The sequence below is a fragment of the Bradyrhizobium sp. SZCCHNRI20481 genome, assembly GCF_032485055.1.
GTDB lineage: Bacteria > Pseudomonadota > Alphaproteobacteria > Rhizobiales > Xanthobacteraceae > Bradyrhizobium.
Genome location: NZ_JAUEUE010000008.1, coordinates 49,151 through 73,581, shown reverse-complemented (window position 1 = coordinate 73,581; position 24,431 = coordinate 49,151). Strand labels below are relative to the sequence as shown.

The following is a 24,431-nucleotide window of genomic DNA, read 5'->3' as shown; positions in this document are numbered from 1 at the left end:
AGGCGATGGCCGTTTCGCTCTCCGAAGGCGATCTCGACGACGATTTCGACGAGACCCACGACATCAACGTGACGCCGTTCATCGACGTCATCCTGGTGCTCTTGATCATCTTCATGGTGGCGGCGCCGCTGTCGACCGTCGACCTGCCGATCGACCTGCCGTCCTCCAGCGCCACGCCGCAGAAGAAGCCGGACAAGCCGACCTATGTCTCGATCAAGCCGGACCTGTCGCTGGCGATCGGGGAAAACCTGGTCAAACGCGTCGACCTGGTGCGCGAGCTCGACGCCATGACCGATCAGCCCAAGGACCGGCCGATCTTCCTGCGCGCTGACAAGCTGGTGCCCTATGGCGAGCTGATGGGAGTCCTGGAGCTGCTGCGCGCCGGCGGCTACACCAAGATCAAGCTGGTGGCGCTGGAAGCGCCGCCTGCCGCGGCCGCCCAGGTGCCGCCGGCCCAGCCCGCGCAGCCGTGAGGGGCGCTGGCTTGTGATGAGCGACCTCGACATCGGGCACTCCCCCTCGCGCCGTCTGTGGTTTCTGGCCATCATGGGCGCGCTGATGCTGCATGTCGGCGGCGCCGCACTGGCGCTGACGCATCTGAAGGACGACGAGGACGCCGGCGGCCTCGGCGCGGCGGGCGCTGAGGTCATCGACATCGACATGGGCTCGCCGAAGGTCGAGAACGACGAGGTTCCGGTCGGACAGGACTCGGTGGCGCAGACCGCCGCTCCGCAGATGCAGGAGCAGAAGGCCGAGGTCGAGCAGACCGATCTGCAGAAGGATGTCCCGACCACGACCGAGGAGGCCGACCGCGAGGTCACGACCTCCGACGTGAAGAAGCCGACCGAGGAGCAGAAGGTCGCGACGGTCCAGACACAGGCGTCAGAGGCGCAGGAAGCCTCCGAGGACACGGCGCGCAAGGCCCTGGACGAGAAGGTTCCTGAAGCCGAGAAGACCAAAGCGCCGAATGCCGGCATCGGCAAGGACGTGCAAAGGCTGACGGCCAATTGGGGCCGCAAGATCAGCGCCTATTTCGAACTGCACAAGAAGTATCCATCCGGAAAGAAGGTTGCGGCCCAGCTCAAGCTGGCGCTCGTGCTCAACCGGCTCGGCCGTGTCGTCTCGGTGGACGTCAGGGAAACGTCCGGCGATCCGGAGTTCGATCAGGCCGCCGTCAGCATGGTCCGCCGTTCGGATCCCGTGCCAAAGCCTCCCGCGGGCCTCACCGACGACGAATTCTCCTTCATCCTGCCGGTCAAGTTCAACCCGCCGAAATGAGCGGGTAGGGTTCGGCTGACCTCACTGCCAATACAGCCTGACTCCGACATAGACCGCGCAGAGCGCGGCGAAGATCAGCGCGACCGGCAGCTTGCGCGGAGCGGTCGTTCCGCTCTGCGCGGCCTTCGGCTTCGGCGGCAGCTTGCGGAAGGCGGTGACGTTGTCGGTCACCGGCTCGGCGGCGACCGGCTTGACTTCGGGCGGGGCGCCGCCGCCGCCCATCTCGGCATAATAGGCCTTGTACATCTCGCGGATGGTGGCCTCGGTGGCCTCGTCCTCCGACATGTCGCCGAGGCGGGTCTTGTAGCTTGCCAGGAAGTCCTGCGCCGCCGGCGGCAGGCCGGAGGCGCCGTTCAGCTTTGCGATCATTTTCCAGGTCGCGAAATCGGCACGGGCGCGGGTGTCGGCGCGGCGTGCGATCATCATGTCGGCGGCTTTGACCAAGAGTGCCTCGGGGCTCGTTCGTTACCATCCCTGACGGGTAGATTTAGACGTTACCCGTCAATAACAGAAGCAGCTGCTTCAGAGAATCGGTCGTGGCGCGGAGCAGCCCCGACACAAGATCAAGATTGAGACCGAACTGGGAACCCGCCAGCGGCAGAAGGATCAAAAATCCGATCAGAATCAGCATGCCATAGGGCTCGAGCCGGGCAAAAGGCCGCGCCAGCACCGACGGCAGCAGGCCGACCGCGACCCGGCCGCCGTCCAGCGGCGGTATCGGGAGCATGTTGAACACGGCGAGCAGGATGTTGAACGAGAAGGCATTCAGCAGGTTGTGGGCAACCCACTGCGCGCCCCCGGCCGGCACGAACGGCATGAGGTGAAAGGCCAGGGCGGCCGCAAGCGCCAGCGCGATGTTGGTCGCCGGGCCCGCGAGCGCCACCATCACCATGCCGGCCCGCAGCGGCTGCAGATTGCGAAAATCGACCGGCACCGGCTTGGCGTAGCCGAACAGGAACGGCGAGCCGGACAGCAGCAGCATGCCCGGCAGCAGGATGGTGCCGAACGGATCGATGTGCTTGAGCGGGTTGAAGCTGACGCGACCGAGTCGCAACGCCGTGTCGTCGCCGAAGCGCCAGGCGACGAAGGCGTGAGCGGCCTCATGAAAGGTGATGGCGATGATGATCGGCAGGATCCAGACGGAGATGCCGTAGAGGGAGATGTTCAAGGATCGGGGTTCCGGACGCGTTACGGCCCTACATAGGCACGATGGTTCCCCGATGCTACGCGGGATTCTCCGGAAATTGCGGCAGGCTGTCGTTGAGTTGCACCCAATCCATCTTTTCCGAGACCCAGATGTGCTCGGTCGGGGCAAAGGCGTTGCGGTCGTCGAAGCAGGCCAGGGCCACGCCGACCACCGGGCGCGTCTTGCGCCATGAGAACAGCCTGACGCCGCAGCGCGGGCAGAACATGCGGTCGAGCGCGTCGGAGGAGGGGAAGCGCGCGGTTTCGCCGGTGATCGTCAGCGCGTCGTGCGCGAACAGCGCGCGGGCGAAGAACGGCGCGCCCGTCGCCCGCTGGCAGTTGCGGCAGTGGCAGACGCGCACGTTGATCGGCTCGCCGGTGCATTGGAAGCGCACCGCGCCGCAGAAGCAGCCGCCGTGGTGGGTCATCAGGCAAGCTCCATGGGTCAAAAATCCGTGTCGTCAGCGAGACGTGTAGGGTGGGCAAAGGCACGAGGCAGTCATGCCTGTGTTCTCGCAAAATCTCCCGCGCGCTGTGCCCACCGTCCTGATGGGCGAAAGCCGATGGTGGGCACGTCGCCGTCTGCGACGGCGCCTTTGCCCACCCTACACATGGGACGTACCAAACTAACCAAACTAATAAGTTGCGCGGCCGCCGGAAATGTCGAATACGGCGCCTGTCGAGAACGAGCATTCTTCCGAGGCGAGCCACGACACCAGCGCGGCCAGTTCCTCGACCAGCACGAAGCGGCCCTTCGGGATCTTCGACAGCATGAAATTGATGTGCGCTTCCGTCATCTGGTCGAAGATGGCGGTCTTCGCCGCGGCGGGCGTCACCGCATTGACCGTGATGTTGTGCTGCGCCAGCTCTTTGCCGAGTGACTTGGTCAGCGCGATCAGGCCGGCTTTGGACGCCGAGTAGTGCGCAGCGTTCGGGTTGCCCTCCTTGCCGGCGATCGAGGCGATGTTGACGATGCGGCCATAGCCCTGCTTCAGCATCACCGGCACGATCGCCTTGGCGCAGATGAAGGGACCGTCGAGATTGATGCGCAGCACCTTGCGCCACTCCTCGAGATCGGTCTCCCACACCGTCTTGTTGATGCCGGCGATGCCGGCATTGTTGACCAGGATGTCGATGCCGCCCAACGCGGCCAGCGTCGCGTCACGGGCGCCTTCGACCGCTTTGGTGTCGGTGACGTCGACCTGCAGCGCCAGCACCTCCGAACCGATCGCCTGCGCGGTCTTCTCCGCCAGCGCGATGTCGTGATCCCAGATCGCGACCTTGGCGCCGGAGGCCTTGAAGCGCTCGGTGATGGCGCGGCCAAAGCCCTGCGCGCCGCCGGTGACCACGGCGCAGCGGTTGGTAAGGTCGATGTGGTTCATGATGTTTCCCCGGTCGATCTTTGTTGTCGTCATTCCGGGGCGCGCGCAGCGCGAACCCGGAATCTCGAGATTCCGGGTTCAGCCCTGCGCGCTGCCCCGGAATGACGGAGCAGAACTACAGCGTCCAGCCGCCGTCGATGGTATGCGCTACGCCGGTCGTGAACGCGCTCTCGTCGCTGGCGAGATAGACCGCGAGATGGGCGATCTCCTCGGCCGTGCCGAGCCGGCCCATCGGCTGGCGCGAGATGAACATCTCCAGTCCGTTCGGGCCGGCCGAGGCCGCGCGTCCCAGCATCGAGGGCGTTTCGATCGTGCCCGGGCAGATGCAGTTGCAGCGGATGCGCTTGCCCACGAAATCGGCTGCGACCGAGCGCGTCAGCGCCGCCACGGCCGCCTTCGTCGCACCGTAGACGTAGCGGTTCGGCGCCGCCTTGAACACGCCCGCGGCGGAGGCGATGTTGACGATGGCGCCGCCGCCCTGATCGAGCATCTTCGGCAGGAAGGCGCGGATCGTGCGATGCATCGACTTGACGTTCAGATCGAACGAGAAATCCCAGTCGTCGTCGGAGCAGTCGAGGATGGTGCCGTTATGCACGAAGCCGGCGGCATTGAGCAGGATCTCGACCTTGCCGACCCGCTCGGCCATCGCGTTCACGGCCGCGGTGTTGCGCACGTCGAGCGTCGCGACCTCGGCAATGCCTTCGCTCTTCAGCGTGTTCAGGCCGTTCTCATCGATGTCGGTGGCGAATACGGTGGCGCCTTGACGCGCGAAGGCAATGGCACAGGCGCGGCCGATGCCGGCAGCGGCGGCGGTGACGAAGGCGCGCTTGCCCTTGAGACGGTCGGACATGGGGTCTCCCTGGAGATGCGATTTGATGTCTTCCGTCATCGCGAGCGCAGCGAAGCGATCCAGGTGCCGAACGAGGACTCCGGATTGCTTCGTCGCTTCGCTCCTCGCAATGACAGTGGTTGGCTTTGTGCGTTGTGATTAGTGATTATGCCGCGCCACACCGACGGTGCCGGCGATGTTGTGATAGCGCGTGGCGAGCTCCATGCAGGCGCCGGTGGACTGCTGGCCCACGGTGTTGCGATAGAGCTCCTGCCAAGGCGTCTGGTTGGCGGGGTGCGGGAAGCCGCCCTTGGCCTTCAGCTCGGCGCGCCGCTTCGCGAGCTCCTCGTCCGAGATCAGGATGTTGGCCGAGCCCTTGTTGAGGTCGATGCGCACGCGGTCGCCGGTCTTGAGGATTGCGAGCCCGCCATCGGCGGCGGCCTCCGGCGACGCATTGAGAATCGACGGTGAGCCCGAGGTGCCCGACTGCCGGCCGTCGCCGATGCAGGGCAGGGACAGGATGCCACGTTTGATCAGCGCCGCCGGCGGCTGCATGTTGACCACCTCGGCGCCGCCGGGATAGCCGATCGGCCCGGCGCCGCGGATGAACAGCACGCAGTGCTCGTCGATCGCAAGCGACGCATCGTCGATGCGGTCGTGATAGTCCTCCGGACCCTCGAACACGATGGCGCGGCCCTCGAACGCGTTGGGGTCCTTCGGGTTGACGAGATAGCGGTCGCGGAATTCCTTGGAGATCACGCTGGTCTTCATGATCGCGGAATCGAACAGGTTGCCGCGCAGCACCAGGAAGCCGGCGTCCTTCACCAGCGGCTTGTCGTAGGACCAGATCACGTCGCCGTCGGGCTTCGGCGCCTCGCGGCAATTCTCGCCCATGCTGCGGCCGTTGACGGTGATGACGTCCTCGTGGATGCGCCTGTGGCGCATCAACTCGCCGATCACGGCCGGCACGCCGCCGGCGCGATGGAATTCCTCGCCGAGATAGAAGCCTGCCGGCTGCATGTTGACCAGCAGCGGCACGTCGTGGCCGAACTTCTGCCAGTCGTCGATGTCGAGCTCGACGCCGACATGGCGCGCCAGCGCGTTGATGTGGATCGGCGCGTTGGTCGAGCCGCCGATCGCGGAGTTGGCGACGATGCAGTTCTCGAACGCCTTGCGGGTGAGAATGTCAGAGGGCTTGAGGTCCTCCCACACCATGTCGACGATGCGTGTTCCCGTCTCGTAGGCGATCTGGCCGCGCTCGCGATAGGGCGCTGGGATCGCGGCGCAGCCGGGCAGGGACATGCCGAGCGCCTCGGCCAGCGCATTCATCGTCGATGCCGTGCCCATGGTGTTGCAATGGCCGACCGAGGGCGCCGAGGAGGCGACGATCTCCATGAACTCCTCATAGCCGATCTCGCCGGCGGCGAGCCGCTCGCGCGACTTCCACACCACGGTGCCGGAGCCGGTGCGCTGACCCTCGTGCCAGCCGTTCAGCATCGGGCCGCCCGAGAGCACGATGGCGGGGATGTTCACGGTCGCCGCGGCCATCAAGCAGGCCGGCGTCGTCTTGTCGCAGCCGGTCGTCAGCACCACGCCGTCGAGCGGATAGCCGAACAGGATTTCGACCAGGCCGAGATAAGCGAGGTTGCGGTCGAGCGCGGCCGTCGGGCGCTTGCCGGTCTCCTGGATCGGATGGGTCGGAAATTCCATCGCGATGCCGCCGGCGGCGCGGATGCCCTCGCGGACGCGGTGCGCCAGCTCGATGTGATGGCGATTGCAGGGCGAGAGATCGTTGCCGGTCTGGGCAATGCCGATGATCGGCTTGCCCGACTGCAGCTCGGCGCGGGTCAGGCCGTAATTCAGATAGCGCTCGAGATAGAGCGCGGTCATGCCCGGATTGTGCGGATCGTTGAACCACGCCTGCGAGCGCAGCTTGCGGCTCTTGTCAGCGCCGTTGCCGGCATGCCCGTTCGACTTCGTCATGTGCTTTCTCCCGCAGTGCAAACGTGGCGAGGCCGGTCCGTCGTCTGCGCGCCGTGGCCCGCTGTCGAAGATCGCCTACGTCTTTCGTTCAAGTCGTTGTTGGTTCGAGTGGTTCTAATTCATGGTTTTTGGTTGCGCTACCATTTTGTTCCGGAAGCGCGCCCCGACGCGGGCTGGGGACTTGCGGCGGCGCGCTGCAAGGTCGAGCTCTGCCGTTCGATCACCTCGAAGCCGAGATCGACGACGCGCTCCGCCACGGGACGCCCTTCGACGGCGTCCATGATCATCGTTGCCGCGCGCCGGCCCATCTCGTAGCGATTGGTGCGCACGCTGGTGAGCGTCGGAACCGCCGCGGCCATGAATTCCATGTCGTTGAAGCCGACGATCGCGACCTGCTCGGGCACCGCGATGTGCCGGCGCTGGCATTCGAACAGCACGCCGAGGGCGAGATCGTCATTGGCGCAGAACACCGCGTCGAGATCCGGCGCCTTCATCAGCAGATCGGAGAACAGGCTGCCACCCATTGTGGTCGAGGTCGGAACAGGCGCCGTGACGATGAGACGCGGGTCGAACAAGCCGGCCTCCTTCATCGCGTTCTGATAGCCCTGCAGCCTGCGCTGCACCCTTGGGTCCATGCGGGCGCCGATGAAGCCGATGCGGCGGCAGCCCTGCGCGAGAAGGTGTGAAATGGCTGCAAAACAGGCATCGACATGCGAAAATCCGATCATCATGTCGATCGGGTCGGTGCCGAGCTCCATGATCTGCACGACGGGACAGTCCGCTGCCTGGATGATCGACCGGCTCTCCGCCGTCTGGTCGAGACCGGTCACGATCAACCCGGCCGGCTTCTGCATCAGGAACAGCCGCAACAGGCGTTCCTCCTGCAGCACGCTGTAGCGGGTGTTGGCGAGCTGGATGCTGTAGCGGCTACCCTCGAACGCGTCATAGATGCCGCGCAGCACGTCGGAGAACACGTTATTGGTGAGGGACGGTATCAGCACGCCGATCACTTCGGTGCGCTGCGAAGCGAGCGCGCGGGCGGCGAGGTTCGGCACATAGCCGAGCTCCTTGGCGGCGCTCTCGATCCGCGTGCGGCGGCCGGCCGAGACCGTGGCGGGATTACGGAAGAAGCGTGACACCGTGATCGGGCTGACGCCCGCCAGTGCCGCAACTTCGGTCAGCCGGACTTTGCCCGGCTCGATGCGTTTCCGTCCCATGCCTCGCTCATAGCATAGGCGGTCTGGTACACAAGCGATATTGACAGCGCTATCACGCGGTTGCTAAGCGAGGCATTGCGGAAGCGAACTGAACTGCGGACAATGTCAGCCGAGCTGGTCCTTGTTTCAGATCCAGTCGGAGCGACCAGAGCCAACAACAAGGCCACCAAAAACAAGGCCACCAAAAACAAGACTGCACGACCAAGACTACAAAACGACAAGCGGCCTGATCAAACGGCCGAGAACAACGGTCAGAATGCCGCCGGCAAGCAGCCAATGCTGTCGGTCTTTGAGGAGGAAATTGATGTCGTCGGTGCAAATTCGCGACGTGCGCAAATCATTCGGCGGATTCGAGGTGCTGCACGGCGTGACGATTCCGATCGAGGATGGCGAGTTCGTCGTGCTGGTCGGGCCGTCCGGCTGCGGCAAGTCGACGCTGCTGCGCATGCTCGCAGGGCTCGAGAACATCACCGCCGGAACCATCTCGATCGGCGAGCGCGTCGTCAACAACGTGCAGCCGAAAGAGCGCGACATCGCGATGGTGTTCCAGAACTACGCGCTCTATCCACATATGACGGTCGCCGACAACATGGGCTTCTCGCTGAAGCTGCGCGGCGCACGGCCCGAGGACATCAAGAAGGGCGTCGCGCGCGCCGCCGAGATCCTGGCGCTGACGCCGCTGCTCGACCGCTATCCGCGCCAGCTCTCCGGCGGCCAGCGCCAGCGCGTCGCGATGGGCCGCGCCATCGTGCGCGATCCGCAGGTGTTCCTGTTCGACGAGCCGTTGTCGAACCTCGACGCCAAGCTGCGCGTCGCGATGCGCACCGAGATCAAGGAGCTGCATCAGCGGCTCAAGACCACCACCGTTTACGTCACCCACGACCAGATCGAGGCCATGACGATGGCCGACAAGATCGTCGTCATGCACGACGGTATCGTCGAGCAGATGGGCTCGCCACTCGATCTCTACGACAAGCCGGACAACCAGTTCGTGGCCGGCTTCATCGGCTCGCCGGCGATGAACTTCCTCAACGGCCACCTCAAGTCCAACGGCTCGGTCTATGTCGAGACCGAGAACGGCGCCAGGCTGCCGATCCTCACCGCGCCGGCTGCCTCCGACGGCCGCCCCGTCGTCTACGGCGTCAGGCCCGAGCATCTCGAACTCGCCGATGACGGCATCGAGGCCGAAGTGGTCGTGGTCGAGCCGACCGGCTCGGAGACGCAGATCGTCGCCCGCATCGGCACCCAGGACATCATCGCGGTGTTCCGCGATCGCCACGAGGTCAATCCTGGGGCGAAGATCCATTTGCGTCCGCGCGCGTCGGCGGCGCATCTGTTCGACAAGGACAGCGGCCGGAGAATTTGACCAGCCGCACGGCGCGGAACTGACAACAAGCAAAACAAGCAAAATACTCAACGGGAGAAAACTTCAGATGGCTCATTTCCCCACCGATCGACGGTCTCTGCTCAAGGGCGGCGCGACCTTGCTGGCGGCTGCCGCGACCATGTCGGCCGAGGACCTGCTCGGCTACGCCAAGGCCTGGGCGCAGACCTCGCCCTTCAAGCCGGAGCCCGGCGCCAAGATCAACATGATGCGCTGGAAGCGCTTCGTCGAGGCCGAGGACGTGGCCTTCATGAAGATCGTCGACGCCTTCCAGAAGGCCAACAACGTCACCATCAACGTCTCCAACGAATCCTATGACGACGTCCAGCCCAAGGCCTCGGTCGCGGCCAATACGGGGCAGGGGCTCGACATGGTGTGGGGCCTCTACACGCTGCCCTTCCTGTTCTCCAACAAGTGCGTCGACATGACCGACGTCGCCGACTACCTCGGCAAGAAGTGCGGCGGCTGGACCGACTCGGGCAAGGCCTATGGCATGCTCGACGGCAAGTGGATCGGCATCCCGGTGGCCGCCACCGGCGGCCTCGTCAACTACCGCATCTCGGCGGCCGAGAAGGCCGGCTTCAAGCAGTTCCCGAAGGATCTCGCCGGCCTGTCCGAGTTCTTCAAGGCGATGAACAAGAACGGCACCCCGGGCGGCATGGCGCTCGGCCACGCCTCGGGCGACGCCAATGGCTGGGTGCACTGGGCGCTATGGGCGCATGGCGGCAATCTGATCGACAAGGACAACAAGGTCGTCATCAACTCGCCTGAGACCGCCAAGGCGCTCGAATACGTCAAGGGCCTGTACGACAATTTCGTGCCGGGCACCGCATCCTGGAACGACTCGTCCAACAACAAGGCGTTCCTCGCCGGCCAGCTCTACGCGACCGTCAACGGCATCTCGATCTATGTCACCGCCAAGAAGGAGGCGCCGCAGATCGCCGAGGACATGAACCACGCGCATCTGCCGCCCGGCCTCGACGGCAAGACCCGCGAGATGCATTTGGGCTTCCCGATCCTGGTGTTCAACTTCTCCAAGTACCCGCAGACCTGCAAGGCGTTCACCGCCTTCCTGCTGGAGCCGGAGCAGTTCAATCCGTGGATCGAGGCGGCGCAGGGCTATCTGTCGCACTTCCTCAAAGGCTACGACGCCAACCCGATCTGGACGGTCGATCCGAAGAACACGCCGTATCGTGAGGTCGCGGCGACCGCGACCACGCCGGCCGGCCTCGGCAAGCTCGGCGAGGCGGCTGCGGCCGCGATCGCCGACTTCGTCCTGGTCGACATGTTCGCGAACTACTGCACGGGCCGCGAGGACGTGAAGACGGCGATGGCGAGCGCCGAGCGCTCCGCCAAGCGCATCTTCCGCTGAGGAAGATCGCCGACCTTGTAGGGTGGGCAAAGGCGCGCCGAGATCGAATCGAGAGATCGCGATCTATCGCGCGCCGTGCCCACCATACGGGTTGCAGACTGTCGTCATTGCGAGGAGCCGAAGGCGACGAAGCAATCCAGTCTCTTTGCTCGGCCCTGGATTGCTTCGCTTCGCTCGCAATGACGGAACGACTTTTCTATCCGTCCCGAACGCCGGTGGGCACGCTACGCTTTGCCCACCCTACGGTTCGAAGGGAGCTGCTCGACCCATGAGTACCATTCAGACCTCGTTGCCGCGAGGCGCCGCCGTCGGCGAGCCCTCGGCATGGGTGCGCATCAAGACCAACCGCAACGTCATTGCGCTGTGGTTCATGCTGCCCGCGGCGGCCTTCCTGATCCTGTTCCTGGCCTATCCGCTGGGGCTCGGCGTCTGGATGAGCTTCACCGACGAGAAGATCGGCCGCACCGGCGTCTTCGTCGGGGTCGAGAACTACGAATGGCTGTGGGACGACTCGATCTTCTGGCTGTCGGTGTTCAACACGCTGCTCTACACGATCGTGGCGAGCGCCATCAAATTCGCGATCGGCCTGTATCTCGCGCTGCTGCTGAACCGGCACATGCCGTTCAAGGCCATGATCCGCGCCATCGTGTTGATCCCCTTCATCGTGCCGACCGTGCTGTCGGCGATCGCGTTCTGGTGGATCTACGATTCGCAGTTCTCGATCATCTCCTGGTCGCTGATCAAGCTCGGGGTCATCACTCAGAACATCAACTTTCTCGGTGACACCAACTGGGCGCGTGCCTCCGTCATCATCGCCAACATCTGGCGCGGCGTGCCGTTCGTCGCCATCACCTTGCTGGCCGGCCTGCAGACCGTGTCACCCTCGCTCTATGAGGCCGCCACGCTCGACGGCGCCACCAGTTGGCAGCGCTTCCGCTTCATCACCTATCCGCTGCTGACGCCGATCATCGCAGTCGTCATGACCTTCTCGGTGCTGTTCACCTTTACCGACTTCCAGCTGATCTGGGCACTCACCCGTGGCGGCCCCGTCAACGCCACCCACCTGATGGCGACGCTAAGCTATCAGCGCGGCATCATCTCCGGACGGCTCGGCGAGGGCGCCGCGATCGCGACCGCCATGATCCCGTTCCTGATGGCGGCGATCGCGATCTCCTGGTTCGGCATGCAACGGCGCAAATGGCAGCAAGGATCCGACCAATGACCGACACCACGCTGCACGCCAAGGCGCCCACCACGGCCGGCTCCGACGAATCCGAGGGCATGAGCTACCTGGAGTCGCTGCCGCGCCGGCTGATCACGCTGTATCTGCCGCTGTTCATCATCCTCGTGGTGCTGCTGTTCCCGTTCTACTGGATGGGGCTGACGTCGATCAAACCCGACGAGCAACTGATCGACATGGAGAAGTACAATCCGTTTTGGGTGGTGCATCCGACCTTCAAGCACATCTCCAAGCTGCTGTTCGAGACGCAGTATCCGCGCTGGCTCTGGAACACGATGTATGTCGCGGTCGGCGCGACCACGCTGTCGATCTTCGCCTCCGTGCTCGCGGCCTATGCGATCGTGCGGCTGCGCTTCAAGGGCGCCGACACCGTCGGCGTGCTGATCTTCTTCGCCTATCTGGTGCCGCCGTCGATCCTGTTCATCCCGCTGGCCTCGGTGATCCAGGCCTACGGGCTGTTCGACTCGCCGCTGTCGCTGATCTTGGTCTATCCGACCCTGCTGATCCCGTTCTCGACCTGGCTCTTGATGGGCTACTTCAAGACGATCCCGTTCGAGCTCGAGGAATGCGCCCTGATCGACGGCGCCAGCCGCTGGCAGATCCTGGTCAAGATCGTGGTGCCGCTCGCGGTGCCCGGCCTGATCTCGGCCTTCATCTTCTCGTTCACGCTGTGCTGGAACGAGTTCATCTATGCCCTGACCTTCCTGCAGTCGACGCCGAACAAGACGGTGCCGGTCGCCATCGTCAACGAGTTCGTCGACGGCGACATCTACAAATGGGGATCGCTGATGGCCGGCGCCCTGGTCGGCTCGCTGCCGCTCGTGATCCTTTACGCCTTCTTCGTCGAGCATTATGTGTCGGCGATGACCGGCGCGGTGAAGGAGTAGGCGAGATTCGCGTGTTCCGTCATTGCGAGCGCAGCGAAGCAATCCAGAGCTATGGAGAAGACTCTGGATTGCTTCGTCGCTTCGCTCCTCGCAATGACGACCAGTTTTCGTAGGGTGGGCAAAGCGAAGCGTGCCCACCGTCGTCCGGCATCACCCGGTGCTGCGGTGGGCACGGCGCTATGCGCCTTTGCCCACCCTACATTTTGAAGGAGCACTCCCTTGCATATTCTCGTTCTCGGCGCCGCCGGCATGGTCGGACGCAAGCTGGTCGAGCGGCTCGTGCGCGACGGCCGCCTCGGCGACAGCGCCATCACCCGCATGACGCTGCAGGACATCGTGGCGCCGGCGAAGCCCGATACGTCCATCGCGGTCGAGACCATCGCCGGCGATTTCGCCGTCGCAGGTTTTGCCGAGAAGCTGGTCGCCGCGCGTCCGGACGTGATCTTCCATCTCGCTGCGATCGTCTCCGGCGAGGCCGAGCTCGATTTCGACAAGGGCTACCGCATCAATCTCGACGGCACGCGGATGCTGTTCGACGCGGTCAGGCTGATCGGCGACGGCTACAAGCCGCGCCTCGTCTTCACCTCCTCGATCGCGGTGTTCGGCGCGCCGTTCCCCGACGCGATCGGCGACGAGTTCGTCAATGCGCCGCTGCTCAGCTACGGCACCCAGAAGGCGATCGGTGAGCTCCTGCTGGCCGATTACAGCCGCCGCGGCTTCTTCGACGGCGTCGGCATCCGCCTGCCGACCATCTGCATCCGCCCCGGCGCGCCCAACAAGGCCGCCTCCGGCTTCTTCTCCAACATCCTGCGCGAGCCCTTGGCCGGCAAGGAGGCCGTGCTGCCGGTGTCCGAGGACGTCCGGCACTGGCACGCCACGCCGCGCTCGGCGGTCGGCTTCCTCCTGCATGCCGCGACCATGGACACCGGCAAGATTGGTCCGCGCCGCAACCTCACCATGCCCGGCCTGTCGGCGACGGTGGGCGAGCAGATTGCCGCGCTCCGGCGCGTCGCTGGTGACAACGTCGCGGCTCGCATCAAGCGGGTTCCCGATCCCTTCATCATCGGCATCGTCGACGGCTGGCCGCGGAATTTCGAGGCCAAGCGGGCCCGCGAACTCGGCTTCACCACGGAAGAAAAGACCTTCGACGACATCATCCGGATTCACATCGAGGACGAACTCGGTGGTAAGTTCGTGGCCTGAGAACGCCACCAGCCTCTGGACTCAAATGGCGCGAAGCGCCATTTGAGCAGGGAGATAGTCGGGAGAGAGAGCATGACCGCCAGCATCGTCGGATGGGCGCATACGCCGTTCGGGAAGTTCGACGCCGAGACCGTCGAGAGCCTCGTCGTCAAGGTCGCCAACGAGGCGATCGCGGATGCCGGAATCTCGGCCGGCGACGTCGACGAGATCGTGCTCGGCCATTTCAACGCCGGCTTCTCGCCGCAGGATTTCACGGCATCGCTGGTGCTGCAGGCCGACCCCGCGCTGCGCTTCAAGCCGGCGACGCGGGTCGAGAACGCCTGCGCCACGGGCTCGGCCGCCGTGCACCAGGGTATCCGCGCCATCGCCGCCGGCGCCGCCAAGATCGTTCTGGTCGTCGGCGTCGAGCAGATGACCCGCACGCCCGGGCCGGAGATCGGCAAGAACCTGCTCAAGGCCTCGTACCTGCCGGAGGATGGCGACACCGTCGGCGGCTTCGCCGGCGTGTTCGGCAAGATCGCGCAGGGCTACTTCCAGAAATACGGCGATCAGTCGGACGCGCTGGCGCTGATCGCGGCCAAGAACCACAAGAACGGCGTCGCCAATCCCTTTGCGCAGATGCGCAAGGATTTCGGCTTCGAGTTCTGCCGCTCCGAGAGCGAGAAGAACCCCTATGTCGCCGGTCCGCTGAAGCGCACCGATTGCTCGCTGGTGTCCGACGGCGCCGCCGCGCTGGTGCTGGCCGACAGCGAGACGGCAAAGTCGTTCGCCAAGGCCGTGACCGTCCGCGCCACCGCGCACGCGCAGGACTTCCTGCCGATGAGCAAGCGCGACATCCTTGCCTTCGAAGGCTGCACGGTGGCCTGGCAGCGCGCGCTGGAGAAGGCGGGCGTCACGCTGTCCGATCTCTCCTTCGTCGAGACCCATGACTGCTTCACCGTCGCCGAGCTGATTGAGTACGAAGCGATGGGCCTGACCCCGAAAGGGCAGGGCGCCCGCGCCATCAAGGAAGGCTGGACGCTCAAGGACGGCAAGCTGCCGGTCAATCCGTCCGGCGGCCTCAAGGCCAAGGGCCACCCGATCGGCGCCACCGGCGTCTCCATGCACGTGATGACCGCGATGCAGCTCACCGGCACGGCGCCCGAGGGCATGCAGCTCCCCAACGCCAAGCTCGGCGGCATCTTCAACATGGGCGGTGCGGCGGTCGCGAACTACGTCTCGATCCTGGAGCCGGCGAAGTAGGCGAGGTCCATCCTCCGTCATTGCGAGCGAAGCGACGCAATCCAGGGCCGAGCATGCTGCCCTGGATTGCGTCGTCGCTGCGCTCCTCGCAATGACGGTGATACAGGAGAGCTTCCGCGATGCGGAAGCTCTTTGTCATTCGCTGGTCCGATTGCCTATCATGATCATCTCCACCGAACGTCTGACCTTGCGCGAGTGGCGCGACGAGGACCGGGCGCCGTTCGCGGCGATGTCCGCCGATCCGGCCGTGATGCAATTCCTCCGCGCGCTGCCAACGCGGCAGGACTCGGACCGGTGGATCGATTTCCAGATCGCCCATCAGGCCGCGCACGGCTTCGGCTTCTGGGTGGTCGAAGACCGCGCCACCGGCACTTTCCTCGGCGCCACCGGTCTGTTCCGCGTCACCTTCGACGCGCCGTTCACGCCGGCGGTCGAGATCGGCTGGCGGCTGGCGCGCGCGGCCTGGGGGCAGGGGATCGCGACGGAGGCAGCGCGCGCGTCGCTCGCGTTCGGCTTCGATGAGCTCGGCCTTGATGAGATCATCGCCTATGCCGCGCCGGCCAATCACGCCTCGCAGAACGTCATGCGCAAGCTCGGCATGATCCGCGACGAAGCGTCCGATTTCGATCATCCGCGGGTCGAGGCGGACAGTCCGCTGCGCCGGCAGGTGATGTACCGGCTGCCACGCGAGATGTGGGCCAAGAGCGAGATGCGGTAGGGTGGGCAAAGCGGCCGCCGAAGGCGGCAGCGTGCCCACCGTCGGGCGGCGTGCGCATCAGCAGGATGGTGGGCACGGCGCCATTGCGAGCGCATGCGTGGAGAGAGCGCGGCAGCGCCTTTGCCCACCCCAGGGTGCCATTCTGGTAGCCCGGATGAGCGCAGCGATATCCGGGTCCATCGCGACAGCTCGTGTGACCCCGGATGTCGCTGCGCTCATCCGGGCTACGGCTTCCAGACCTTTTCCTCGCTGAAGCCGAGCTCGGCAAAATCCTTCGTCCGGAACGAGGCGTCATCCGCCGGAAAGAACTCGTCCAGCTGCGGCGGCTTCACCGACGTGCTCGACAGCATGGCATGCGCCTGGCCGCGGTGGTGGATGTCGTGCTGGAACAGATGCAGCAGGAGGCGGTCGCAGCGCTCGTTCTGCACGCGGCTCTCGCGGTTGATGCGTACGTTCACGTCGAGCCGCGCCGGTGTCAGCGCCTCGCAGAACGCAATCAGCCGGCGGTCCATCGCGCTCTGCGCCTTCGCAAGATCGGCCAGGCGCGGGAACGGCACCTCGTTCTGCCACGCCATCGGGCCGAGCCAGCCGCCTTCCAGCGCATCGATGTAGAACAGATCGATGATGTAGATGTGGTTCAGCGTCCGCTGCAGGCTGGGGAAAAAGCCGGTGCGCTCGGCGGCGAAATCCTCGGCGCTGAGCTGGCCGCAGGCGGTCAGCAGCCGGTGATTGGCCCATGCATTGTTATAGGCGAAGGCGCGAAAGGTCTGGACGAGATCGGCGGGCATTGGGACAGGGCACCCCGTGATGGCTCGCTTCAGATCATACGGAACTGATCACGCCATTCACCACCGATTTCCGCAGCCATCCGTGCACCATCCCCATGCGCGTTGCGGAACTCTGCCACAATTGGTCGCGGTGCATCGCTGCGCCTCCTGTGCAACAAGTTGAGATGCCGCACGACACACCCCTCATCGCGACCATCGTCGCCGGCCTTGGACTGGCCTTCGTCTTCGGAGCGCTCGCGCAGCGGTTCCGGTTCCCGCCGCTGGTCGGCTACCTCCTCGCCGGCGTTGCCGTCGGTCCGTTCACGCCGGGCTTCGTCGCCGACCAGGCGCTGGCGACCGAACTGGCCGAGCTCGGCATCATTCTCCTGATGTTCGGCGTCGGCCTGCATTTCTCGCTCAAGGACCTGATGTCGGTGCGCGCCATCGCCGTGCCCGGCGCGATCGTGCAGATCACTGTGGCGACCCTGATGGGTATGGCCTTGAGCTGGGCGATGGGCTGGTCGATCGGCGGGGGGCTCGTGTTCGGTCTCGCGCTCTCGGTCGCCAGCACCGTGGTGCTGCTGCGCGCAATGCAGGAGCGGCGGCTGATGGACACCGAGCGTGGCCGCATCGCGGTCGGCTGGCTGATCGTCGAGGATCTCGCGATGGTGCTGGCGCTGGTGCTGATCCCGGCCTTTGCCAGCCTGCAGAACGGCAATGGCGACGTCGCCGCCGCCGATCCGCTCGCCGCCCGCTTCGGCCTCGGGCTAACCGGCGTGCTGCTGCTGACCTTCGTCAAGATCGGCGTGTTCATGGCGGTGATGCTGCTGGTCGGCCGCCGCTTGATCCCGTGGATCCTGCACTACATCGCCCACACCGGCTCGCGCGAGCTGTTCCGCCTCGCCGTGCTCGCGATCGCGCTCGGCGTCGCCTTCGGATCGACAAAACTGTTCGGCGTGTCGCTCGCGCTAGGCGCCTTCTTCGCCGGCATGATGCTCGGCGAGTCGCCGCTGAGCCAGCGCGCCGCGCAGGAGTCGCTGCCGCTGCGCGATGCCTTCGCGGTGCTGTTCTTCGTCTCCGCCGGCATGCTGTTCGATCCGGGAAGCGTCATCCGCGAGCCCTGGCCGCTGCTCGCCACCTTGTTCATCATCCTGTTCGGCAAGTCGGTTGCCGCGTTCCTGATCGTGATCGCATTCCGCCATCCCACGTCGACGGCGCTGACGATCTCCGCGAGCCTCGCCCAGATCGGCGAGTTCTCCTTCATCCTCGCCGAGATCGGCGGTGCCTCGAACCTGCTGCCGAAAGCGGGCCGCGACCTGATCCTGGCCGGTGCCATCATCTCGATCATGCTCAATCCGCTGATGTTCGCCGCGCTCGATTGGCTGCTGCCGCGGCTGGAGCGCCGCCGCGCCGATGCCTCAACGCCGGCCGCAACACCGCCGGCCGAGATCCCGGTGACGCAACTGACCGAGCACACGATCATCGTCGGCTATGGCCGCGTCGGACGCCTCGTCGGCGAGGCGCTGCAGCAGCGCGGGCATCCGTTCCTTGTGGTGGAGACGTCGGAGGACATCCCGAAGCAACTGAAAGGCGCCGGCGTTGAGACCATCACAGGCAACGCCGCCCGCAGCAACGTGCTGCGGGCGACAAACCCAACGGCTGCGCATGCGCTGGTCATTGCCATCCCCGAGGCGTTCGAGGCCGGACAGATCGTCGAGCAGGCGCGCGCCGCCAATCCGGCGCTGCACATCGTGGCGCGGGCGCATTCCGATGCCGAGGTCGATCATCTCAAGTCGCTGGGCGCCGACAAGGTCATCATGGGCGAGCGCGAGATCGCGCGCGGCATGATCGAGGAATTGGATACGAGGCCACCCGACGCCGCCCCCGAGCTGGCGCCGGAGCGGACGGCGGAGGGGGGGCAGGTCCAGGCGTAGAACGCGCAGCCCCGGGTGAGCGAAGCGACACCCGGGTTCATACGCACAGCTCGTGTGACCCCAGATATCGCTTCGCTCATCCGGGCTACGGGCCTGTGGCTGCGTCGAGCGGCGAATTTCGCTTGTGCCTTCAGGCTGATTTGCCCTGTCCAGTCCCCGCGCGAAAAATATTCGTGTTTCGTTTTTACAGAAAATATGTTTCACTCCCGCCATCCTGCTTCGCCACGAGGGGCGCTTCGCGATCGTCACGAACGTTGAGGCAGGGAGGCGGTGGCCGCGACGTGTCGCAGCGTAGCTTGTCTGCGCGGACGAACGGCATGGCGCGGACGTGAAGTCGCGTGGTCCCGGCATCCCGACGCTGATGCCAAGCCTAAGGGGCATGATGATCCCAACGGCGACGGTGGCCAAAAGCCGGTGCACCGAGGAGATCGCGAAGTAAGCGTGAAAACCATCGCGCAGGGAAGGCCGGGTCGGTCCGGCTGAACCTGTGGTTCTCTCCCAGTGCTTTCTTTCGCACGGGGGCCACGGGTGCCAGTCGGCACCCGGCCTTCCCTGCGCCCTCTGTTTCGAAGGGGGCGGCTTCGATCAGCACAGCTCGGACAGATCCTGTCGCGAGGCCCCTGATGCTCGCGTGGTTGCTGGAAGCAGACCTTGCCTTACTCCGGCATCATCTCGCCGGAGCCGCCGAACTCGGCCGGGAAATCCTTCAGCTTCGGCAGGCCGTCCCTGATGGGCAGCACCGTTTCCGCGTAGTTGACGTGCACGCCGGGCGTGAACTTCAGCGTCGGAATCGTCGCGGCATAGACGTCGATCATGCCGAGCGGCGGGTGGTCGGTCATCAGATGTCCGCCACACTTGGTGCAGTACTTGCGGTAGCTCATGTCGGTCTTGTGGTAGGTGCCGATCGCATCGGCGCCCTTTGTCACCCGCACGCTCTGTGGCTTCCACAGGGTGAAGGCGTTGACCGGGCCGGCCGACCAGGACCGGCACGACGAACAATGGCAATAGCCCATTGCCTCCGGCTCGCCGTCGGCCTCGATCTCGACCGTGCCGCAGAAGCATTTGCCCTGATAGAGCGTCATGAGAGCGTTCTCCCTCGTGTGTGTTCTGGATGTTGGACCGGCATGCTGACACACCTGAACGTTGAAATGGAATCCTAGAATGCAGCTCGCTGCAGGGAACATCTGGTGCAGCGCAGCGGTCCTCGTCCGTGATCCGCGACACGGAATGTTGCGGCGGGGGATCAGACGCATGGCCCCATACCCGCAGGCCCGCTTGCTAGGGAACATCAGGTGCCGTTAGCTCTGGCGACAACAAGGATCGAGGGAGCCGACGCCACGATGGGACCGCTTGCGGGCATCAAGGTCATCGACATGACCACCGTGCTGATGGGGCCGTATGCCGCCCAGACGCTCGGCGACTATGGCGCCGACGTCATCAAGGTGGAATCGCCGGAAGGAGACGTCACCCGCAAGATCGGCCCGTGGCATCATCCGGGCATGGGGCCGGTCTATCTCAATACCAACCGCAGCAAGCGCGTGATCTGCCTCGACCTCAAGAAGCCCAGGGGACGCGAGGCCGCGCTGCGGCTCATCAAGGACGCCGACGTCCTTCTCTACAACATCCGGCCGCAGGCGATGGCGCGGCTGAACCTCGGCTATGACGTGGTCTCCGCGCTCAATCCGCGGCTGGTCTATGCCGGTGTGTTCGGCTTCGGCCAGGATGGTCCCTATGCGGCCAAACCGGCCTATGACGACCTGATCCAGGGCGGGGCGGCGCTGTCGCATCTGATGGCGGTCGCCGGTGACGGCACGCCGCGCTATGTGCCCAATGCGCTGGTCGACCGCATCGTCGGCTTGACGGCGGTCGGCGCCATCTGCGCCAGCCTCGTGCATCGCGACCGCGCCGGGCGCGGCCAGCGCCTCGACGTGCCGATGTTCGAGACCATGTCGGCCTTCATCATGGGCGACCACATGGGCGGGCTCACCTACGAGCCGCCGCTCGACAAGGGCGGCTATGCGCGGCATTTGTCGCCCGACCGCCGGCCCTACAAGACCGCCGACGGCCATATCTGCGTGATCGTCTACAACGACAAGCAATGGGACGCATTCTTCACCGCGTCCGGCCGCACCGACCTGCGCGCGGATGACAGGTTCAACAGCTTTGCCAGACGTGCCGCCAACATCGATTTCGTCTATGCCGAGCTAGCGCGCATCTTCCAGACCCGCACCACGGCCGAATGGACCGATCTGCTGGACGACGCCGATATTCCGGTCATGCCGATGCACGATCTCGAAAGCCTGCTGAACGATCCGCACCTCGTGGCGACCGATTTCTTTCCCGTGGTCGAACATCCGACCGAAGGTCCGATCCGCAGCACCCGCGTCTCGGCGACCTGGTCAGAGACCAAGGCCGAGCCGCAGCGTCTGGCGGCACGGCCGAACGAGCATGGCGCTGATATCCTGCACGAGCTTGGATTTTCGGACGAGGAGATCGCCGCGATGATCCGCGACGGCGTGACCACGCCGGCGCCAGCCAGGGAGTGAGACGATGGATTTCGCGCTCTCCGCCAACCAGGAATCGATCCGTGATGCGGTGGCCAAAATCTGCGCTCGCTTCGACGACGCCTACTGGCTGAAGAAGGACAAGGACGGCGGCTTTCCTGCCGACTTCCACAGGGCCTTGGCCGAGGCTGGCTGGCTCGGCATCTGCATCCCCGAGGAGTTTGGCGGCTCCGGCCTCGGCATTCTCGATGCTGCGATCATGATGCGCACCATCGCCGAATCCGGCGCCGGCATGTCCGGTGCCTCGGCGATCCACATGAACGTGTTCGGGCTCAATCCGGTCGTCGTGTTCGGGACCAAAGAGCAGTGCGCGCGGATGCTGCCGGGCATCGTCGATGGCAGCGAGAAGGCCTGCTTCGCGGTGACCGAGCCCAACACCGGCCTCAACACCACCCAGCTCAAGACCCGCGCCGTGCGCAAGGGCGACCGCTACATCGTCAACGGCCAGAAGGTGTGGATATCGACCGCGCAGGTCGCCGAGAAGATCCTGCTGCTGGCGCGCACGACGCCGCTAGAGGAGGTGAAGCGGCCGACCCATGGGCTCAGCCTGTTCTACACGGATTTCGATCGCAATCGGATCAAGGTCCACGAGATCGAGAAGATGGGCCGCAAGCCGGTCGACTCCAATGAGCTGTTCTTCGAGGATTTCGAGATTCCGGCCGAGGATCGCCTGGGCGAGGAGGGGCGCGGCTTCGACTACATCCTGCACGGCATGAATCCGGAGCGCATCCTGATTGCCGCGGAGGCTGTCGGGCTCGGCCATCTCGCACTGTCGCGCGCGTCGGCCTATGCAAAGGTGCGCAACGTGTTCAATCGCCCGATCGGCCAGAACCAGGGCATCCAGCATCCCCTGGCAAAGAACTGGATGGAGTTGGAGGCCGCCTGGCTGATGGTGCTGCAGGCCGGCTGGCAATACGACCAGGGCATGGCGTGCGGCCCGGCCGCCAACGCCGCGAAATATCTCGCGGCAGAGGCCGGCTTCCACGCCTGCGAGCAGGCGGTGATGACCCATGGCGGCTTCGGTTACGCGCGCGAGTATCATGTCGAGCGTTACCTGCGCGAATCCCTGATCCCCCGCATCGCCCCGATCAGCCCGCAACTGATTTTGTCCTTCATCGCCGAGAAGGTCCTCGGCCTGCCCAAGTCGTATTGAGATGTCGTAGTGGGACGAGCCGGTATTGAGATGATGAACCATTCAGCTGTCAGGGACGAACGCTGCCTGCATTCCCTCCCCCCTTGTGGGGGAGGGGCAGGGAGGGGGGTACCCAGCAAAGATTCGTTGTGTGGCCGTCATTCCGGGGCGCGACGAAGTCGCGAACCCGGAATCTCGAGATTGTTTTGCGCATTCGTTTCTCAGCTAGAGATTCCGGGTTCATCGCTGCGCGATGCCCCGGAATGACGGCGGAGGGCGTGGCGCGATGACCTATATCACCGGCACTGGCCTGACATCCTTCGGCCGGCACGACGGCCGCTCCTCGCTCGATCTCATGAGCCTGGCCGCGCAGCTCGCGCTCGACGATGCCGGGCTGAGGCGGCGCGACATCGACGGCATCCTGTGTGGCTATTCCACGGTGTCGCCGCACATCATGCTCGCGACCGTGTTCGCCGAGCATTTCGGCCTCACGCCGTCCTATGCTCACGCCGTCCAGGTCGGCGGCGCCACCGGGCTCGCGATGGCAATGCTGGCGCATCATTTGGTCGAGGCCGGCGTGGTCAAGCACATGCTCGTGGTCGCCGGCGAGAACCGCCTGACCGGGCAGAGCCGCGACGCCTCGATCCAGGCGCTGGCGCAAGTCGGCCATCCCGACTACGAGTTGCCGCTGGGGCCGACCATCCCTGCCTATTACGGCCTCGTCGCCTCGCGCTACATGCACGAATACGGCGTCACCGAGCATGACCTCGCCGAGTTCGCCGTGCTGATGCGCACGCATGCGTTCGATCATCCCGGCGCGCAATTCCATGAGCCGATCACCATCGCGGACGTCATGGCATCGAAGCCGGTGGCGCGGCCGCTGAAGCTGCTCGACTGCTGTCCGGTCTCCGACGGCGGCGCCGCCATCATCATCAGCCGCGAGCCGACCGGAGCGACAGCGGTGCGCGTGCGCGGCTGCGCCCAGGCGCACACGCATCAGCACGTCACGGCGGCGCCGGCCCTGAGCGAGCTCGGCGCCGAAATCGCGATCAAAAAGGCCAAGGCGGCCGCAGGCATCGAGATCGCCGACGTCGACTACGCCGCGGTCTATGACAGCTTCACGATCACGCTGTGCATGCTGCTCGAAGACCTTGGGCTCGCCGGCCGCGGCGAGGCTGCGGCGCGGGTCAGGGCCGGGAATTTCAGCCGTGACGGCGCGGTGCCTCTCAACACCCATGGCGGACTCTTGAGCTATGGCCATTGCGGCGTCGGCGGCGCGATGGCGCATCTCAGCGAGGCACATCTGCAGATGACGGAGCGGGCGGGTCACCGTCAGGTGCGCGACGCCACGCTGACCTTGCTGCACGGCGATGGCGGCGTGCTGTCGTCGCATGTCAGCATGTTCTGGGAGCGGGTGCGATGAGCGAATCGGCCGACTGGACCAGGGGTGTTGCAGCGATTCGCTTTCAGCGCTGTGCGCGCTGCGCCCACCTGCAGTATTTCCGCCGCGACTTCTGCGCGGCTTGCGGCTCGCTTGCGCTCACCGATCACGCGGCGACCGGCGAAGGCACCATCTATGCGGCATCATTGGTCTGCCGGGCCGCGGCTCCAGAGACGCGCGCGCATGTGCCCTACAACATCGTGCTGGTGGATATGCGCGAGGGCTTTCGCATGATGGCCCATGGCGACCACGAACTTGCGATCGGCGATTCGGTCGAGGCGCGCTTCGTCGCCTTTGCAGGCGGCACGGTGCCTTACTTCGGGAAGGCGAAATGACGATGGAGCGCCGCGCTATGACTGGACACGCCAAGCGCAGGCGGCCGAGGCGGGACGATACGCATGACAAATTCGTCCCGACCCGGATCGCCGCGCGATTGACGCAAAACTGTTACGCTACGCTCACCAACTCAAACGCAACTCTACTCGGTCGTTCGCGTGAGCAATCAAGCTCACATTCCTACCTACGGGCGATGAAGAAACTGCGACGCAGAACCTCCAGACAGCCCTTCATCGCCCGTAGAACAGGACGCTGGCGATGACGATCATGGACGTCACCGCCAGCATATGCGCGAGTGCCTCCGACGTTGCCCTCTTAGTGGCTTCCTTCATGCCGT

At 65.1% G+C, this 24,431-nt stretch carries 23 protein-coding genes; 14 read left to right on the top strand and 9 right to left on the bottom strand.

What is annotated here, in order from left to right; all coding sequences use genetic code 11:
- Positions 1 to 5: 5 nt before the first annotated feature.
- Together exbD and QX132_RS14845 are read left to right on the top strand one after the other, a co-directional pair.
- Positions 6 to 473 carry a TonB system transport protein ExbD gene (gene exbD / locus QX132_RS14850; protein WP_315776871.1) on the top strand — a complete coding sequence of 156 codons (468 nt, stop codon included), beginning with the start codon at positions 6 to 8 and terminating at the stop codon, positions 471 to 473.
- Positions 474 to 489: 16 nt separating this feature from the next.
- Positions 490 to 1,278: a TonB family protein gene (locus QX132_RS14845; protein WP_315739698.1), complete on the top strand. Its 789-nt coding sequence runs from the start codon at positions 490 to 492 to the stop codon at positions 1,276 to 1,278.
- Between the two features lie 21 nt (positions 1,279 to 1,299).
- Here QX132_RS14845 and QX132_RS14840 read toward each other — a convergent pair whose 3' ends face one another.
- The 7 genes from QX132_RS14840 to QX132_RS14810 form a co-directional block, all read right to left on the bottom strand.
- Entirely contained in the window at positions 1,300 to 1,704 is a 405-nt protein-coding gene (locus QX132_RS14840; RefSeq protein WP_315739726.1) for a hypothetical protein, read from the bottom strand.
- Between the two features lie 61 nt (positions 1,705 to 1,765).
- A complete protein-coding gene (locus QX132_RS14835) occupies positions 1,766 to 2,446 on the bottom strand; it encodes a site-2 protease family protein (protein WP_315757946.1) in 681 nt (226 codons plus the stop codon).
- A gap of 55 nt (positions 2,447 to 2,501) precedes the next feature.
- Entirely contained in the window at positions 2,502 to 2,891 is a 390-nt protein-coding gene (locus tag QX132_RS14830; protein WP_316161702.1) for a GFA family protein, read from the bottom strand.
- Between the two features lie 207 nt (positions 2,892 to 3,098).
- Complete coding sequence (locus QX132_RS14825; protein WP_315739701.1) at positions 3,099 to 3,845, bottom strand: SDR family NAD(P)-dependent oxidoreductase; 747 nt, start codon at positions 3,843 to 3,845, stop codon at positions 3,099 to 3,101.
- A 115-nt stretch (positions 3,846 to 3,960) separates the two neighbouring features.
- Positions 3,961 to 4,695 (bottom strand): SDR family oxidoreductase, encoded by a 735-nt coding sequence (locus QX132_RS14820; RefSeq protein WP_315757943.1) that lies wholly within the window; start codon positions 4,693 to 4,695, stop codon positions 3,961 to 3,963.
- A gap of 138 nt (positions 4,696 to 4,833) precedes the next feature.
- Complete coding sequence (locus tag QX132_RS14815) at positions 4,834 to 6,657, bottom strand: IlvD/Edd family dehydratase (protein ID WP_315776867.1); 1,824 nt, start codon at positions 6,655 to 6,657, stop codon at positions 4,834 to 4,836.
- 137 nt (positions 6,658 to 6,794) lie between these two features.
- Positions 6,795 to 7,874: a LacI family DNA-binding transcriptional regulator gene (locus tag QX132_RS14810; RefSeq protein ID WP_315776866.1), complete on the bottom strand. Its 1,080-nt coding sequence runs from the start codon at positions 7,872 to 7,874 to the stop codon at positions 6,795 to 6,797.
- A 304-nt stretch (positions 7,875 to 8,178) separates the two neighbouring features.
- Here QX132_RS14810 and QX132_RS14805 point away from each other — a divergent pair, with 304 nt between their 5' ends.
- From QX132_RS14805 to QX132_RS14775, 7 genes are all read left to right on the top strand, one after another.
- A complete protein-coding gene (locus QX132_RS14805) occupies positions 8,179 to 9,240 on the top strand; it encodes a sn-glycerol-3-phosphate ABC transporter ATP-binding protein UgpC (protein ID WP_315739705.1) in 1,062 nt (353 codons plus the stop codon).
- 67 nt (positions 9,241 to 9,307) lie between these two features.
- The gene (locus QX132_RS14800; protein WP_315739706.1) at positions 9,308 to 10,630 is read left to right on the top strand and encodes an ABC transporter substrate-binding protein; all 1,323 of its coding nucleotides are present in this window, start codon (positions 9,308 to 9,310) and stop codon (positions 10,628 to 10,630) included.
- 268 nt (positions 10,631 to 10,898) lie between these two features.
- Positions 10,899 to 11,852 (top strand): sugar ABC transporter permease, encoded by a 954-nt coding sequence (locus QX132_RS14795; protein WP_315739707.1) that lies wholly within the window; start codon positions 10,899 to 10,901, stop codon positions 11,850 to 11,852.
- On the top strand, positions 11,849 to 12,757 hold the full coding sequence (locus QX132_RS14790) for a carbohydrate ABC transporter permease (protein ID WP_315739708.1): 909 nt from the start codon (positions 11,849 to 11,851) through the stop codon (positions 12,755 to 12,757). The genes QX132_RS14795 and QX132_RS14790 overlap by 4 nt, the downstream gene beginning before the upstream one ends.
- A 219-nt stretch (positions 12,758 to 12,976) precedes the next feature.
- Complete coding sequence (gene denD / locus QX132_RS14785; protein ID WP_316161700.1) at positions 12,977 to 13,960, top strand: D-erythronate dehydrogenase; 984 nt, start codon at positions 12,977 to 12,979, stop codon at positions 13,958 to 13,960.
- 72 nt (positions 13,961 to 14,032) lie between these two features.
- The gene (locus QX132_RS14780; protein WP_316161698.1) at positions 14,033 to 15,202 is read left to right on the top strand and encodes an acetyl-CoA acetyltransferase; all 1,170 of its coding nucleotides are present in this window, start codon (positions 14,033 to 14,035) and stop codon (positions 15,200 to 15,202) included.
- 160 nt (positions 15,203 to 15,362) lie between these two features.
- Positions 15,363 to 15,920 (top strand): GNAT family N-acetyltransferase, encoded by a 558-nt coding sequence (locus QX132_RS14775; RefSeq protein WP_315739711.1) that lies wholly within the window; start codon positions 15,363 to 15,365, stop codon positions 15,918 to 15,920.
- A 224-nt stretch (positions 15,921 to 16,144) separates the two neighbouring features.
- Here QX132_RS14775 and QX132_RS14770 read toward each other — a convergent pair whose 3' ends face one another.
- Positions 16,145 to 16,708: a DinB family protein gene (locus tag QX132_RS14770; RefSeq protein ID WP_315739713.1), complete on the bottom strand. Its 564-nt coding sequence runs from the start codon at positions 16,706 to 16,708 to the stop codon at positions 16,145 to 16,147.
- A gap of 164 nt (positions 16,709 to 16,872) precedes the next feature.
- On the opposite strand from QX132_RS14770, the gene ybaL reads away from it, so the two are divergent.
- Positions 16,873 to 18,621 (top strand): YbaL family putative K(+) efflux transporter, encoded by a 1,749-nt coding sequence (gene ybaL / locus QX132_RS14765; RefSeq protein ID WP_316161696.1) that lies wholly within the window; start codon positions 16,873 to 16,875, stop codon positions 18,619 to 18,621.
- Positions 18,622 to 19,277: 656 nt separating this feature from the next.
- On the opposite strand, the gene QX132_RS14760 is transcribed toward ybaL, so the two are convergent.
- Positions 19,278 to 19,703 (bottom strand): GFA family protein, encoded by a 426-nt coding sequence (locus QX132_RS14760; protein ID WP_315739144.1) that lies wholly within the window; start codon positions 19,701 to 19,703, stop codon positions 19,278 to 19,280.
- 258 nt (positions 19,704 to 19,961) lie between these two features.
- Between QX132_RS14760 and QX132_RS14755 the strand changes: the two genes are divergently transcribed.
- The 4 genes from QX132_RS14755 (at position 19,962) to QX132_RS14740 (ending at position 24,093) form a co-directional block, all read left to right on the top strand.
- Positions 19,962 to 21,167, top strand: coding sequence for a CoA transferase (locus QX132_RS14755; protein ID WP_316161695.1), 1,206 nt, complete (start codon positions 19,962 to 19,964; stop codon positions 21,165 to 21,167).
- A 4-nt stretch (positions 21,168 to 21,171) separates the two neighbouring features.
- Entirely contained in the window at positions 21,172 to 22,338 is a 1,167-nt protein-coding gene (locus tag QX132_RS14750) for an acyl-CoA dehydrogenase family protein (protein WP_316161694.1), read from the top strand.
- A 265-nt stretch (positions 22,339 to 22,603) separates the two neighbouring features.
- Positions 22,604 to 23,740 (top strand): thiolase family protein, encoded by a 1,137-nt coding sequence (locus QX132_RS14745; protein WP_316161693.1) that lies wholly within the window; start codon positions 22,604 to 22,606, stop codon positions 23,738 to 23,740.
- Positions 23,737 to 24,093, top strand: a complete 357-nt coding sequence (locus tag QX132_RS14740; RefSeq protein ID WP_316161691.1) for a Zn-ribbon domain-containing OB-fold protein — start codon at positions 23,737 to 23,739, stop codon at positions 24,091 to 24,093. Before QX132_RS14745 ends, QX132_RS14740 begins: the two co-directional genes overlap by 4 nt.
- The last annotated feature ends 338 nt before the right edge of the window (positions 24,094 to 24,431 follow it).

Bases quoted from the DNA above. Each gene is read 5' to 3' on its own strand.
- QX132_RS14775 (WP_315739711.1), top strand. From the start codon at position 15,363: ATGATCATCTCCACCGAACGTCTGACCTTGCGCGAGTGGCGCGACGAG.
- QX132_RS14780 (WP_316161698.1), top strand. From the start codon at position 14,033: ATGACCGCCAGCATCGTCGGATGGGCGCATACGCCGTTCGGGAAGTTC.
- QX132_RS14755 (WP_316161695.1), top strand. From the start codon at position 19,962: ATGGGACCGCTTGCGGGCATCAAGGTCATCGACATGACCACCGTGCTG.
- QX132_RS14745 (WP_316161693.1), top strand. From the start codon at position 22,604: ATGACCTATATCACCGGCACTGGCCTGACATCCTTCGGCCGGCACGAC.
- QX132_RS14740 (WP_316161691.1), top strand. From the start codon at position 23,737: ATGAGCGAATCGGCCGACTGGACCAGGGGTGTTGCAGCGATTCGCTTT.
- QX132_RS14805 (WP_315739705.1), top strand. From the start codon at position 8,179: ATGTCGTCGGTGCAAATTCGCGACGTGCGCAAATCATTCGGCGGATTC.
- QX132_RS14820 (WP_315757943.1), bottom strand. From the start codon at position 4,695: ATGTCCGACCGTCTCAAGGGCAAGCGCGCCTTCGTCACCGCCGCCGCT.
- QX132_RS14795 (WP_315739707.1), top strand. From the start codon at position 10,899: ATGAGTACCATTCAGACCTCGTTGCCGCGAGGCGCCGCCGTCGGCGAG.
- QX132_RS14750 (WP_316161694.1), top strand. From the start codon at position 21,172: ATGGATTTCGCGCTCTCCGCCAACCAGGAATCGATCCGTGATGCGGTG.
- exbD (WP_315776871.1), top strand. From the start codon at position 6: ATGGCCGTTTCGCTCTCCGAAGGCGATCTCGACGACGATTTCGACGAG.
- QX132_RS14760 (WP_315739144.1), bottom strand. From the start codon at position 19,703: ATGACGCTCTATCAGGGCAAATGCTTCTGCGGCACGGTCGAGATCGAG.
- QX132_RS14800 (WP_315739706.1), top strand. From the start codon at position 9,308: ATGGCTCATTTCCCCACCGATCGACGGTCTCTGCTCAAGGGCGGCGCG.
- QX132_RS14840 (WP_315739726.1), bottom strand. From the start codon at position 1,704: ATGATGATCGCACGCCGCGCCGACACCCGCGCCCGTGCCGATTTCGCG.
- QX132_RS14830 (WP_316161702.1), bottom strand. From the start codon at position 2,891: ATGACCCACCACGGCGGCTGCTTCTGCGGCGCGGTGCGCTTCCAATGC.
- QX132_RS14770 (WP_315739713.1), bottom strand. From the start codon at position 16,708: ATGCCCGCCGATCTCGTCCAGACCTTTCGCGCCTTCGCCTATAACAAT.
- QX132_RS14815 (WP_315776867.1), bottom strand. From the start codon at position 6,657: ATGACGAAGTCGAACGGGCATGCCGGCAACGGCGCTGACAAGAGCCGC.
- QX132_RS14845 (WP_315739698.1), top strand. From the start codon at position 490: ATGAGCGACCTCGACATCGGGCACTCCCCCTCGCGCCGTCTGTGGTTT.
- QX132_RS14790 (WP_315739708.1), top strand. From the start codon at position 11,849: ATGACCGACACCACGCTGCACGCCAAGGCGCCCACCACGGCCGGCTCC.
- ybaL (WP_316161696.1), top strand. From the start codon at position 16,873: ATGCCGCACGACACACCCCTCATCGCGACCATCGTCGCCGGCCTTGGA.
- QX132_RS14810 (WP_315776866.1), bottom strand. From the start codon at position 7,874: ATGGGACGGAAACGCATCGAGCCGGGCAAAGTCCGGCTGACCGAAGTT.
- QX132_RS14825 (WP_315739701.1), bottom strand. From the start codon at position 3,845: ATGAACCACATCGACCTTACCAACCGCTGCGCCGTGGTCACCGGCGGC.